The organism is Methylobacter sp. Wu1 (assembly GCF_036553575.1).
Lineage (GTDB): Bacteria > Pseudomonadota > Gammaproteobacteria > Methylococcales > Methylomonadaceae > Methylobacter.
In genome coordinates, this window is the sequence record NZ_JAZHOC010000001.1 from 1 (window position 1) to 13,036 (window position 13,036).

A 13,036-nucleotide genomic window follows, 5' to 3' on the forward strand; every position below is an offset into this window, starting at 1 on the left:
CGCTATCCGCGCGGCAAGGGCCCGGGCGCAGCCGTGCAGCCCGGACTGACCGCGTTGCCGATCGGCCAGGGCGAAGTCCGCCACCAGGGCAGCCGCATCGCGATCCTGGCCTGGGGCAGTCTGGTGGCGCCGGCGCTGGCGGCCGGCAAGCATCTGGGGGCGACCGTCGTCAACATGCGCTTCGTCAAGCCGATCGATACGGATTTGATTCTGGAACTGGCCAAGAGCCATGACGTGTTCGTGACCGCCGAAGAGAACGTGCTGGCGGGCGGCGCCGGCAGCGCCGTCAATGGCTTCCTGCAGGCGCAGAAGATCCTGATGCCGGTGCTCAATATCGGCCTGCCCGACCAGTTCGTCGAACAGGGCACGCGCGAAGAACTGCTGGCCTTGTGCGGCCTCGATGTGCCAGGACTCATCCGCCGCATCGAAACGTTCTGCGCTTGATTTACAAGAGCGGCCCGCAAGCCGCTCAGATTTCAATTTTTTAATGACAACAAAAAAATGGAAAGACTTAAAAACAAAATCCGCGACATTCCCGATTTCCCTAAGCCCGGCATCATCTTCAAGGATATTACGCCATTGGTAAAAGACCCGGCTTCATTACGCCTGACTGTTCACCAATTGCTGCAGCCCTTCTTGGGCAGAGATATCACAGCCGTTGCCGGCATGGAAGCGCGAGGCTTTATTTTTGGCTCGCTCGTTGCGTGGGAACTGGGTCTTCCGTTTGTACCCTTAAGAAAGCCTGGCAAGCTGCCTTACGACGTACAAAGCGTGTCTTACGACCTGGAATATGGCTCAGCCACACTGGAAGCCCATATTGATGCGTTTGATGCGAGTGACCGCGTATTACTGATCGATGACCTGCTGGCTACGGGCGGAACCGCAAAAGCCAGTTGCGAACTGGTCGAAAAGATGGGAGCAAAGGTTGAAGCCTGTGCTTTTGTGATCGAACTGGACTTTCTGGAAGGCCGGGAGAAACTCGGCAATTACGAAGTCCATTCATTATTGCATTTTTAGAGCTACATCCTTGTAGCTTCTTTAACTGCTTATTTAACTTTCAATTTATCCAGTTTAGTGCTCGCCTCTTCAAATGACTTGGCTGTCGCGTCAAATGATTGGGCGGTGCTGCTGAATGAATTAGATACCTGCTCAAACTCTTTATTATCGGCGCTTAATTTCAAAGTAAAGCCTTCTGGATTGGCTGTGTCGCCTGCCGCACCCTTCTCGGCAACTGCAGTCTGACCGGAAGCCGCATTTCCGCCTTCTTCAAGCGCCGCCTCTTCATCGATATCCAATAAATCGTCAGATGCATCGATTTTACCGTCGGCAGCCAAACTTTTACGCCACTGCAGGAAAGACTCGCGGGTAAACACATAGGGATCCAGCGCCGCTTCGTCAATAAATTTCAATGCGCCCTCGGCATTTGCCCGCGAATTGAGCATTGAAACCAACTGTACAGGCGCGCCTACATAAGTTACTGGATTTGCTGCCGTGTCAAATATTGCCCCAGGAATTCCGCGCGCCGTAGAAGGCCCCAAGAATGGCAGTACCAGATAAGAACCTTGAGGCACGCCCCAGACAGCCAAAGTCTGCTCGAAGTCTTCCTCATTCTGCTCCAGACCGAATTCCTTGGCGACATCAAACAGACCAGCCAGACCTACTGTAGTGTTAATCATAAACCGCCCGGAATCCTGAGCGCTTTGCTGGAATTTAGCCTGTAAAACATCATTCAGAACGATATTGATGTTTTTCAGGTTATTGAAAAAATTGAATACGCCTGTTTGCACAAACTGCGGCGTTACGAATTTATACGCGTCTGAAATAGGTTTAGCGACATAATCATCAACGCCATCATTAAAAGCATACATTTTTCTATTGAAGCCTTCATACGGATCAACCGGATTCGCTTCAACTTGCTGCTCAACACCTCCTGTGCTTGCGCAACCGCTCAGAGTGACAGTTGCTCCGATAAGCATGCCTGACAAAATTTGTTTGATTTTACCGTATCGGTAGCCGTTGGTGGGGTTGTTCATTAACATAAAACCTACTGTTTCGAATAATTATCAATTTTTTCGTTGATCTTAGCTATTAAGGCATCAAATCCTTCACGCTGCAAAATAGCAGTGTATTCCGATCTTTTTAACGCCAGGTCACTGACACCATTAGCTATGATGTTAATAATACGCCAGCTAGGGCCTTTCTCCTTCAGCATATAATCGAACTTCACATCTTTTTCACCAGGAACCACCAGATGAGAATGAACAACTACCCCGCCTCTTGCAGTTTCTTCTTCCGAATCAAATACAAACGATTCGCCTGAATAATCTTTAAAGTTATGAGCATAAGAAGCGATACTCAGACGACTGAATACCTCTACAAGCTTTTGCTGCTGATCTTCGGTTAATTTTTCCCATTCTTTACCAACAACAATACGAGCGATTTTTGTCAGGTCATGACTGTTGGAAACCGGATCCTTAAGTTTCTCATATCTGCCGGCATAACCTAACTGCTTGCCGTTCTTCATTACGTCAATCAGTTCAGCCTGAAATTTTTCTACGACTTGCCTTGCTGTAGCCGCTTCTTCCTGAGCATAAGCAGCCGTCGCAAGGAAATACCACGCCAGGACCAATGCAAACTTTATACTTCTTAAAACCATAATCAAAAACCTCGTAATTATAAAGCATATTTATATCTTTTGATAAATGCGTCCTTTCCATCTTGAACGCTCCCCTTTCCAGTAACGTATTGCAGAAGTCCAGGTCATCAATAAATAAAGACTGGCTATCAACGGTAAAGCCAACCCCCAAGCCGGATTAAATTCATAAAATCGCAAGACCGGACTGTATATGAATACCATCAATAAAATGGCCAGAATACTTAATAGGGCTGCTCCGCCTTGAAAATAAAACAGGCCGAATGAAGGCAGACAGTACATTATCAGCATACTAAGCGAGCAAATCAGCAATAATGTAACCGAGTAATAGAGCTGCGTATAGGCCGTACGCGCGACCATGTCCCAAATATCGCGCAGTGTTCCATAGGGACGCTGACTCAGCACGCCATGCGTCAAGCCCATCCAGGTTTTGTATCCGGCAGATTTTACTGTTTTTGCCAATGTGCAATCATCGATAAGCGCGTCTTTAATCGAAGCCATGCCGCCGATCTGGCGCAATACATCCGTTTCTACAAAAATACATCCGCCTGCTGCCGTGGCGAATTTGCTGTCAGGCCTGTTAGCCAAAGCGAACGGATAAATCATTTTAAAAAAGAAAACAAATGCGGGCATCAGCAGTTTTTCCCAAAACGAGTCAAACCGCAGTACCGCCATCAGAGACACAAAGTTAACATTTTCCAGTGAATGCTTGTCCTTGAGGCTTTTGATCATGCCGGGACGCAATGCTATATCGGCATCGAGCAATAAAGTATAAGGCGTTTGCACTTGTTTGAGCCCTTGCTCCTGCGCCCATAATTTGCCTGTCCAACCGGCAGGCAGTGAATCGGACCGGATAACCTTCAAAGCTTGCAGATTGGACTGAAGGATAATAGACAAGGTTCTATCAGTAGACTCATCGTCAACAACTATGACGTTTAACCCCTGCCCTTGATGCTCCAGATCTGCCAAGGTCCTGCCAATAACCTCTTCTTCATTACGGGCAGGAATGACGACGGTAACATCACTGAGATCCGCCTGCTCATAGCCAGACGGATCCGCTTCCAACACTTCCTTAACGCTCCAGGGACGCCATGGCAGCAACAGAACAATCAACCACACTGCTGCCGCTGCAGCGGACAAATAAAAACCAGCATCAACCATTACAATCTATTCAACCATTTCTACTCTGACTGGAATACCGGCAATTGTTGGCGCAGGCTTCTCATGCACATAATCCGGCTCAGGTTCAGGCACCATGGCGCCTTCGGTTCTTGGCCCGCGAATTGATGTGAGCATCGCTTTTATTGGATGCTTGAACACGTCCTCAACGGCAGTGGCCTCATAGCCACAATGAGCCATGCAGCCGGCGCATTTGGGATTTTTTACGCTGCCGTACTTATCCCATGGCGTGGTATCAAGCAACTCCTGAAAAGTTGCGGCGCTGCCCTCGTCAGCCAATAAGTAACAGGGCTTTTGCCAACCGAACACGTTGCGCGTCGGATTGCCCCACGGCGTGCAGTTGTAGCTTTGATTACCGGCCAGAAAATCCAGATACAGCGTGGAATGATTCAATTTCCATTTACGTTTTTTGCCGATTTTAAAAATACCGCGGAATAATTCCTTGACGTCCTGGCCTTTAATGAAAACGTCCTGTTGTGGAGCCCGTTCATAGCTGAAGCCCGGCGCTATGGTAACGCCTTCCACACCCAGTTCCATTGCGTAATCAAGAAACTCGGCCACTTCTTCAGACGTTTCACCCTGGAACAAAGTGCAGTTTATTGTGACTCTGAAACCTTTTTCCAAGGCCAGCTTTATAGCTTCAACAGCTTGATCGAAGACGCCTTGCTGACATACCGAGGCGTCATGGCGATCGCGCATGCCATCGAGATGAATAGAGAAAGTAAGATAGGGCGAAGGCTTGTAATCATTGATCTTCTTTTTCAGCAGCAGAGCATTTGTACACAAGTAGACAAACTTCTTGCGTGCAATGATACCCTCAACAATTTGCGGCATCTCTTTATGGATCAGCGGTTCGCCGCCTGGGATCGATACCATTGGCGCACCGCATTCATCTACTGCCTGCAGACACTCTTCAACAGAAAGGCGCTTGTTCAGGATTTCGTCAGGATAATCAATTTTACCGCAGCCCGCACAGGCTAAATTGCAGCGAAACAAAGGTTCCAGCATAAGAACCAAAGGATATCGCTTAACTCCTTTCAACTTTTGCTTGATTAGATAACTGCCTACAGTCAACTGCTGACGTAAAGGAACTCCCACGTGCAAACCCTCCAAAAAAATTCAATAAACTGACGACAGCCTTAGTGACAACAACTGCCTTGAAAGTATTCTTAATTGCAAAAAATAAGCGTTGCAATAAAACAACAAAAAAACAATATTCCCTGAAATACAACCTTTCATATAATACAAACGCTTATCTATTGTTGAGTAGAATACTATCTTTTACTGACCGACTCCAGTTTTTGCGATAAATTATGCATTCATGTCTCAATCCGACATGTCGTCCAGCTGATTTGCGCGCGCACAACAAACAGACTTAAACTGCTGTTTTTACTCTCATTAGACATCTCAACAATTCTGCCTGCCTGCCATATTAGCAACAAAACAACATTACTTTGCAAAATACCAACAAACAGTCTATTATTGCTGTCAGCACTACAACTCTTTATTAAACTCCTGTAAGTCGACATAAAAAAAATTATGAACGGAACTCAAATTTCCCTGGAAAACCCAAAGTCACTCAGCAAATTATCTGATGATGAATTTCAGGCATTATTGCTTGAAGGTGTGTCCAGAACATTTGCGCTGACCATTCCCCAACTACCGGAGAAGCTATATAGCGCTGTAGCGAATGCTTATTTGCTATGCCGCATAGTCGACACTATTGAAGACGAAACCTCTTTATCGCCTGAGCAAAAAAAGTATTTTTGCTCGGAATTTATTAACGTCGTCAAAACCGGCGTCAATTCCGAGCCTTTTGCCGTAGAACTGGCCCCACTGCTCTCAAAGCAGACCATTCCTGCTGAACACACGCTTATCCATGTATTGCCGCGCGTCATAGAAATCACGCACAAATTCGATCCGGATCAGATTGAAGCGCTGGCTTGTTGCGTTGAAACCATGGCTGAAGGCATGCCGATCTATCAGGCCATGGACTTGCGGGGCGGTTTGGCCACGATGGCCGACATGGACAAATATTGCTATTACGTTGCTGGTTGCGTAGGCGAGATGCTGGCCAAACTTTTTTGCCACTATTCACCGGAGATCGCCAACCATCGCGAGCAACTCCTGACTTTGTCGGTTTCTTTCGGCCAGGGACTGCAAATGACCAACATTCTGAAAGATATCTGGGATGACGCTCAACGCGGGGTATGCTGGCTGCCTCAGGATATTTTTACAGAAACCGGTTTTGATCTTAAAAATCTGACGCCTGAAACCAATGATGAAAAATTCAGAAAAGGATTGGAGCACCTGATCAGCATTGCCCATGGCCATCTGCATAACGCCCTGATTTATACTCAGCTAATTCCTGCGCATGAAACCGGCATTCGCAACTTCTGCCTGTGGGCGCTCGGCATGGCCGTACTGACATTGCGGAAAATCAAACAAAATCTAGACTTTAACAAATCCAGCCAGGTCAAAATTTCACGCAACAGTGTCAAGGCTACTATTTTTGCCACTAAATTAGCCGGCCACAGCAATACCATGCTATCCCTGCTTTTTAATTTAGCCGGCCGCGGACTCAAAGCGCCCGACTGGACCTATAAAACATTATCCTCAAAATCCATGTCAGATCTTTAAGGACATTCCCCATGTTTACTGAAGCAATTACAGCGATAAATATCAGCACCGCACCGAGTTCATCGACTGCTATTAATTCTCATGCATTGGATCTAAACAAAGCCATAAGAAAAGCCCAAGAAAAACTATTAAGTCTGCAAGACAAAGAAGGCTTTTGGGTATTCGAACTGGAAGCGGACTGCACGATTCCGGCCGAATACATCATGATGATGCATTATCTGGGCGAGATCGACAAACCTCTTCAGGCCAAAATAGCCAATTATCTCAGATCCCGTCAGTCCAAGGATGGCAGCTATCCCCTATTCATGGGCGGCGCCGGCGATATCAGCTGCAGCGTTAAAGTCTATTACGCCTTGAAAATGGCCGGCGACTCTATCAATGCGCCGCACATGGTTAAACTGAGAAATTACATCCTGGGCCAGGGCGGCGCGGCCAAAGCCAATGTTTTCACCCGTATCGCTCTGGCGACCTTCGAGCAGATTCCTTGGCGCGGAGTGCCTTATATTCCGGTTGAAATCATGCTGTTCCCGAAATGGTTTCCCTTCCACCTGGATAAGGTTTCATACTGGTCCAGAACCGTGATGGTGCCGCTATTTGTTCTTTGCACCTTAAAAGCGACCGCCAAGAATCCAAACAAAGTCGATATCCTGGAGCTTTTCGTTACGCATCCGGATGAAGAACAGCATTATTTTCCGGAAAGGACGCCTTTAAATAAGTTTTTTCTGGCGCTGGACAAACTGGGCCGCAAAACACGTCCTTTAATCCCTGAAAAAATGCAGGCCCAGGCTATTGAGAAAGCCAAAGAGTGGTTCATCGAGCGCCTGAACGGCGAAGACGGCCTCGGCGCTATTTTCCCTGCCATGGTCAACGCTTATGAAGCCATGCTGCTGCTGGGCATGCCTAAAGATCATGAACTGGTCGTAACGGCGCGTAAAGCCATAGACAAGCTGCTGGTCATCAACGAGCATGATGCTTATTGCCAACCTTGCGTATCGCCGATTTGGGATACCGGACTTGCCGCTCTCGCCCTGCTGGAAGCTGACAAAGCCGGCAACAAAGAAAGCCTGACGCGGGCTTTTGACTGGCTGAAAAGCAAACAACTCTCCGACGAACCGGGCGACTGGCGTATTTCCAGACCCGACCTGAAAGGCGGCGGCTGGGCGTTTCAATTCGCAAATCCGCATTATCCCGATGTGGATGATACCGCAGTTGTGGCATTCGGCATGGCCGAATCAAATCTGCCGGATCTGGATGAGCCCGTGCTCCGCGCTACCGACTGGATAGTCGGCATGCAATCCAGGAACGGCGGTTACGGCGCATTCGATGTCGACAATACCTATTATTATCTGAATGAAATTCCTTTTGCCGATCACGGCGCCCTGTTAGATCCGCCAACCGCCGATGTCAGTGCACGCTGCGCCATGCTGATGGGACGCGTGGCCAAGGATCACGCCGAATATCTGCCAGCCCTGGAACGGACCCTCAACTATTTGCGCAGCGAACAGGAAGCAGACGGCTCATGGTTCGGGCGCTGGGGCACCAACTACATTTATGGCACCTGGTCAGTGCTGCTGGGCCTGGAGCAAACTAGCCTGCCCAAGGACGATCCAATGTACACAAAAGCCGCAAAATGGTTAAAAAGCGTGCAACGCGAAGACGGCGGCTGGGGCGAAGACAACCACAGCTATCACGACACCAGCCATAGCGGCAAATACCGTTTCAGCACGGCCTTCCAGACCGCCTGGGCGCTTCTGGCCCTGATGGCGGCCGGCGAAACCCATAGCCCTGAAGTAAAAGCCGGCATCGACTTCCTGCTGCGCAGCCAACAGGCTGACGGCGTCTGGAATGACAAATGCTTCACGGCCCCGGGCTTTCCAAGGGTTTTCTATTTGAAATACCACGGTTACGACAAGTTCTTCCCATTATGGGCGCTTGCCAGATACCGCAACGAGCTTAGCAGACAGTGATTATCGGAATCGTTGTTGCTTTACCGGAAGAACTCGGCACTCTGACATCAAAAAATATTGATAAAGGGCGTTGTGTTTTTATATCCGATAAAGTACTCGTTGCTTATTCGGGCGCCGGCCCTGCCAATGCGCAAACGGCAGCCGAACTGCTGGTTTCCAGAGGCGCCACCCGGCTGATCAGCTGGGGCTGCGCCGCAGCCCTCGACGCTTCGTTGAAGCCTGGAGACCTTACCCTGGCTGACTCGTTGATAGATGCGGATCAAGTTCGGATAGATATAGCCTCGGGCTGGCATAGCCACGCCAGAAATATCCTGTCAGCGCATGTGGCTGTTCATACCGGCTGCCTGGCTGAAAGCCATCAAATTGTTTCGTCCGGCAAGGACAAAAAACAGCTGCATGCCAAAACCGGCGCCATTGTATTGGACATGGAAAGCGTCGCGGTCGCCAAAATCGCCAGACAACACACGCTGCCGTTTCTGGCAATCCGCGCAATTGTCGACCCGGTGAACATGAGCCTTCCCAGAGCCATCAACCGTTCGCTTAATGATCAGGGCGATGTGGTTTTAAGCAAGCTGTTGATATTTCTCGCGTTGCATCCGATTGAGCTGCCCGGACTCATCAAGCTGGGGCTGCATTTCAATGCTGCCAAGAATAAATTAAAGTTGGTTGCCCAACAGCTTGATATAATTAACAGCTTTGGTCAATCCAGCATAATTGCGCAAAGTCTTCATGAATAACGCAAACCATTTAAATATCCTATCCATCACTTTTGCCTTTTTGCATCGGCTCGGTTATGGGGAATTACGTTGCTTACAGCTGCCTCAGCTTATATCCCGCCATTCTGGCAGGTTTGGCAGCTGCGAGACGGCAGTTATCGTTCAACGTTGTCACGTTCACGCTCATTTGCTCTTGGATACGCCTGCCCGCTTTTAGCGCCTGCACGAACACAAGCAGCAAAAGAATTTATTTTTTTGAGGTACTTAATGTCTTTCAGCATCGCCGAACTTTTTTCCCAACACAGCACCGATAAATTTGAACTGCACGAGCAGCACCTGAACAATCAAATGGTCAGGGTTTTAAAAACTATCGGCTATGATCGTCATTACAAAAAAGCCGTCGGTCAATATCTCTATGACCAGGATGGCACCGAATATCTGGACCTGCTGAGCGGCTTTGGAGTGTTTGCGATCGGCCGCAATCACCCTACCGTCGTCAAAGCATTGAATGAATCCCTGACGCTGGAATTGCCGAACCTGGTGCAGCTCGATGTCTCGGTGCTCAGCGGCCTGCTGGCCAAGGAAATACTTAAAACCACGCCCGACAATCTGACCAAAATGTTTTTCTGCAACTCAGGTACTGAATCGGTCGAAGCAGCGATTAAATTCGCCCGCTACGTCACCAAGCGCGAAAAAATCGTTTATTGCGAGCATGGTTATCATGGTTTGACCATGGGATCGCTGTCATTAAACGGCGAAGAAATTTTCCGTGAAGGTTTTGGACCGCTGTTGCCCGGCTGCAGCGCCATACCGTTCAATGATCTCGAAGCGCTGGAAAAAGCGTTAAGCGGCAAAGACGTAGCGGCGTTTATCGTCGAACCGATCCAAGGCAAAGGCGTTAATGTTCCTGATGACAATTACCTGCCCGAAGTCGAACGCTTATGTAAAAAATACGGCACGCTATTCGTCGCTGACGAAGTTCAGACAGGATTAGGCCGGACCGGAAAATTCTGGGCGATCGACCACTGGAACGTTAAGCCCGACATGATCTGTATGGCAAAAGCGCTGTCAGGCGGCTTCATCCCGGTGGGCGCAGTCGCGATGACAGCGAAAATCATGGATACCGTTTTTAACCGCATGGACAGAGCGGTCGTGCACGGCTCGACGTTCTCCAAGAACAATGCGGCGATGGCGGCAGGTCTTGCCACTCTGCATGTCATGGAAGCAGAAAACTTGGTTGAAAACAGCGACAAAGTCGGTACCGATATCATCAACAGCCTGAACGCCATGTCAGAAAAATATGAATTCCTGAAAGAAGCGCGCGGGAAAGGCATGATGATCGCGATCGAGTTCAACTCCCCCAAAAGCCTGACGCTGAAAGCGGCCTGGGCAATGCTGGAAGCGGCCAATAAGGGCCTGTTCTGCCAGATGATCACGATTCCGCTGTTTAAAGAACACCATATTCTAAGCCAAGTCGCCGGACACGGCATGAACGTGGTCAAGCTGTTGCCGCCGTTAACCTTAACGCAAAAAGACCGCGATCATATTGTCACGGCTTTTGACAAAGTCATTGCCGACACACACCAGATACCCGGATCGATCTGGGATTTAGGCAAGAATCTGGCCAGCCACGCGATGAAAAATAAAAAAGGGTAATAACTAATGAAACGTTTATTCCAACTCAGTCTGTTAACGCTGTGTTTATTGCAGATAGAAGCAGTTTCCGCTCATGCCGTGGTAACGGATTATTCATTAAAAATTGCCCCTATTCGCGCCAATCAGGCAGAAAAGGTCGAATTGACATTCAACTCCCAGGTTGAACTGGGGTTGTCTCAAATCTTCCTCGTGCGTAAAGGCGATCAACATGAATTATTAAAGGCGACAAAAGGCCAGAAGAACGGCCTTATCATCGTGGAAGTCCCGCCATTAGCGCCCGGCGACTATGCCATCAGATTCAAAGTCTTCGCGGCCGACGGCCATTTAACGGAAGACGTTATTCACTTTGCTGTATCTCAATAGGTTTAGTAACAATGGAAGCCATAGCCGACTTTCTCGATTCCCTGGTTGGCGGAGTTGACCTTGTTTGTTATTCATTAGCAATAGGCAGCTTGTTCTGGGGACTTTTTGTTTTACGCCCATGGTGCAACAACGATGGATACACCTCAGCGTTGCTGGATAAAACCATTGCCCTTTTTTATAAGGGCGGTTTTGCCCTGGCGATGATCCAGCTTTTCAAGATCATCCTTAAAATCTGGATGATGGCGGCCATCCTGGGGAAATGGCCGTTTCCTGAATTCGCCGAAACCACGCAATTCAACGGTGGCCTGGTTCGCACGGTATTAACTTTGTTGCTGGCCGGCTATGCCTACCTGTACCTGCGCAAGAATCCTTTTTCCAAGCCTCACTGGATAAATGCAGGGATTATTGCGATACCCATGATTGTTTCCGGCGCCTGGCTGGTGCATGCTGCCGGCCGCTTTGAAAATCAGGCATCGTTGATGACGCTGACCGTGGCCCACCAATTGGCGGCAGCGGCATGGATAGGCGGCGTCTTCCAACTGGTCAACATCTGGTTTTTGCGTTGCCATCAACTGGTTCCCGCGGAGCTCTGGCCCACCATGCTGAAACGTTTCTCAATGTTCGGCATGGCCTCGGTCGCCATGATTCTGATTTCAGGCCTGCCGATGGCCTTGCAATATATCGATACCTGGAACGGCTTTATTGGTACTGGCTACGGCAATCTGTTAATGGTCAAAATAATACTGTTATGTTTGGCCTTGGGTTTTGCCTGGTTGAATAGAAGCGCCGTGCTGGAATTCGGTGCTTCCGGCAACAACCATGCCTTAAACAATCGGGTGCCTTATTATATTGAGGCGGAAACCCTGGTACTGGTTATTCTGTTATTCACGGCTGCCAGCCTCGCGTCACAGCCTCCGTCTATCGATATTCCGCACCTGACGGCTGCCTGGCAGGAAGTTTTAAACACATTTGCCCCCCGTATTCCCCGCACCACGTCACCTACTCATGAAGCATTGATAGCCGGTGAAGCAGGTCGGGTCGCCATCGTGGGCCAAATTCCCTCGCCAGCAGCAACGGCATGGTCGGATTACAACCATAATATTGCCGGTATATTCCTGACCACAATGAGCTTCATTGCGATGCTTTCCTATATGAAGCGTTTACCGTCCGCGTTTTCCCTTTTTGATAAATATTTACCTTTAACCAAATACTGGCCTTTCGGGTTTGTCGCCTTGGGCATCTTCCTGTTTTTCCGCAGCGACGCTGAAACCTGGCCATTAGGTCCGATAGGATTCTGGGAGAGCACTTTTAATAACGGTGAAGTATTGCAGCACAGAATTGCGACCTTTCTGGTATTAGGACTGGGCGTTATAGAACTGCGAGCCAGAATGACCAAAGACGCCACCAGCAAACTGCCTTTTGTTTTCCCCATATTGGCCGCATTCGGCGGACTCATGCTGTTGACGCATTCGCATGTCGGATTTCAAGCTAAAAGCGCTTTCCTTATCCAGGTGGGCCATACCTTAATGGGTGTCTTTTCACTGGTTCTGGCGAGCGGACGCTGGCTGGAATTGAAGCTGGACAGACCGGGCAAAGAAATTGCCGGGTTCGTTTCCGTTGCCGCCCTGTTTCAGATCGGACTCATTCTGATGTTCTATCGCGAACCTCTCTATTAATATGAATACATTACATCAATATTCCCTGCTTAAAGACATCAACTCGCCTGACGATGTCCGCAAGCTGAGCAAAGACCAACTGCCGGCCCTGGCCCGGGAGCTGCGCGAGTACCTGACCCACACGGTCAGCATCTCCGGCGGCCACTTCGCGGCCGGGCTCGGCACGGTCGAGCTGACCATCGCCCT

The 13,036-nt window shown here is 49.1% G+C and carries 13 protein-coding genes; 9 read left to right on the forward strand and 4 right to left on the reverse strand.

The annotated features are described in order from the left end of the window. The coding region (locus tag V2P20_RS00005; RefSeq protein ID WP_331814663.1) for a transketolase C-terminal domain-containing protein at nucleotides 1-444 on the forward strand (444 nt) is incomplete at its 5' end. Nucleotides 445-501: 57 nt separating this feature from the next. Next, the gene (locus V2P20_RS00010) at nucleotides 502-1,017 is read left to right on the forward strand and encodes an adenine phosphoribosyltransferase (RefSeq protein WP_331814666.1); all 516 of its coding nucleotides are present in this window, start codon (nucleotides 502-504) and stop codon (nucleotides 1,015-1,017) included. Nucleotides 1,018-1,046: 29 nt separating this feature from the next. On the opposite strand, the gene V2P20_RS00015 is transcribed toward V2P20_RS00010, so the two are convergent. The 4 genes from V2P20_RS00015 to hpnH are packed head-to-tail and all read right to left on the reverse strand — an operon-like array spanning nucleotide 1,047 to nucleotide 4,930. Continuing rightward, complete coding sequence (locus tag V2P20_RS00015; RefSeq protein WP_331814691.1) at nucleotides 1,047-2,033, reverse strand: VacJ family lipoprotein; 987 nt, start codon at nucleotides 2,031-2,033, stop codon at nucleotides 1,047-1,049. A gap of 11 nt (nucleotides 2,034-2,044) precedes the next feature. Beyond that, on the reverse strand, nucleotides 2,045-2,656 hold the full coding sequence (locus V2P20_RS00020; protein WP_331814668.1) for an ABC transporter substrate-binding protein: 612 nt from the start codon (nucleotides 2,654-2,656) through the stop codon (nucleotides 2,045-2,047). A gap of 30 nt (nucleotides 2,657-2,686) precedes the next feature. Beyond that, entirely contained in the window at nucleotides 2,687-3,814 is a 1,128-nt protein-coding gene (locus V2P20_RS00025; RefSeq protein ID WP_331814671.1) for a glycosyltransferase, read from the reverse strand. Between the two features lie 6 nt (nucleotides 3,815-3,820). Further along, entirely contained in the window at nucleotides 3,821-4,930 is a 1,110-nt protein-coding gene (gene hpnH / locus V2P20_RS00030; protein ID WP_331814673.1) for an adenosyl-hopene transferase HpnH, read from the reverse strand. A gap of 441 nt (nucleotides 4,931-5,371) precedes the next feature. Here hpnH and V2P20_RS00035 point away from each other — a divergent pair, with 441 nt between their 5' ends. From V2P20_RS00035 to V2P20_RS00065, 7 genes are all read left to right on the forward strand, one after another. Beyond that, a complete protein-coding gene (locus tag V2P20_RS00035; protein ID WP_331814676.1) occupies nucleotides 5,372-6,472 on the forward strand; it encodes a phytoene/squalene synthase family protein in 1,101 nt (366 codons plus the stop codon). 11 nt (nucleotides 6,473-6,483) lie between these two features. After that, complete coding sequence (shc, locus tag V2P20_RS00040; protein ID WP_331814678.1) at nucleotides 6,484-8,439, forward strand: squalene--hopene cyclase; 1,956 nt, start codon at nucleotides 6,484-6,486, stop codon at nucleotides 8,437-8,439. Then, nucleotides 8,436-9,176 (forward strand): phosphorylase, encoded by a 741-nt coding sequence (locus V2P20_RS00045; protein WP_331814681.1) that lies wholly within the window; start codon nucleotides 8,436-8,438, stop codon nucleotides 9,174-9,176. The genes shc and V2P20_RS00045 overlap by 4 nt, the downstream gene beginning before the upstream one ends. Before the next feature lie 246 nt (nucleotides 9,177-9,422). Beyond that, nucleotides 9,423-10,811: an aspartate aminotransferase family protein gene (locus V2P20_RS00050; protein WP_331814683.1), complete on the forward strand. Its 1,389-nt coding sequence runs from the start codon at nucleotides 9,423-9,425 to the stop codon at nucleotides 10,809-10,811. Between the two features lie 6 nt (nucleotides 10,812-10,817). Continuing rightward, nucleotides 10,818-11,174 (forward strand): copper resistance CopC family protein, encoded by a 357-nt coding sequence (locus tag V2P20_RS00055; RefSeq protein ID WP_331814685.1) that lies wholly within the window; start codon nucleotides 10,818-10,820, stop codon nucleotides 11,172-11,174. An 11-nt stretch (nucleotides 11,175-11,185) separates the two neighbouring features. Next, a complete protein-coding gene (locus V2P20_RS00060) occupies nucleotides 11,186-12,850 on the forward strand; it encodes a CopD family protein (protein ID WP_331814687.1) in 1,665 nt (554 codons plus the stop codon). A 1-nt stretch (nucleotide 12,851) separates the two neighbouring features. Then, nucleotides 12,852-13,036 (forward strand): 1-deoxy-D-xylulose-5-phosphate synthase N-terminal domain-containing protein (locus tag V2P20_RS00065; RefSeq protein ID WP_331814689.1); only part of this gene is annotated, 185 nt, incomplete at its 3' end.

What these genes read in the sequence shown, in the direction of transcription:
- V2P20_RS00010 (WP_331814666.1), top strand. Translation starts at nt 502, where the DNA reads ATGGAAAGACTTAAAAACAAAATCCGCGACATTCCCGATTTCCCTAAG.
- V2P20_RS00015 (WP_331814691.1), bottom strand. Translation starts at nt 2,033, where the DNA reads ATGAACAACCCCACCAACGGCTACCGATACGGTAAAATCAAACAAATT.
- V2P20_RS00020 (WP_331814668.1), bottom strand. Translation starts at nt 2,656, where the DNA reads ATGGTTTTAAGAAGTATAAAGTTTGCATTGGTCCTGGCGTGGTATTTC.
- V2P20_RS00025 (WP_331814671.1), bottom strand. Translation starts at nt 3,814, where the DNA reads ATGGTTGATGCTGGTTTTTATTTGTCCGCTGCAGCGGCAGCAGTGTGG.
- V2P20_RS00035 (WP_331814676.1), top strand. Translation starts at nt 5,372, where the DNA reads ATGAACGGAACTCAAATTTCCCTGGAAAACCCAAAGTCACTCAGCAAA.
- shc (WP_331814678.1), top strand. Translation starts at nt 6,484, where the DNA reads ATGTTTACTGAAGCAATTACAGCGATAAATATCAGCACCGCACCGAGT.
- V2P20_RS00050 (WP_331814683.1), top strand. Translation starts at nt 9,423, where the DNA reads ATGTCTTTCAGCATCGCCGAACTTTTTTCCCAACACAGCACCGATAAA.
- V2P20_RS00055 (WP_331814685.1), top strand. Translation starts at nt 10,818, where the DNA reads ATGAAACGTTTATTCCAACTCAGTCTGTTAACGCTGTGTTTATTGCAG.
- V2P20_RS00060 (WP_331814687.1), top strand. Translation starts at nt 11,186, where the DNA reads ATGGAAGCCATAGCCGACTTTCTCGATTCCCTGGTTGGCGGAGTTGAC.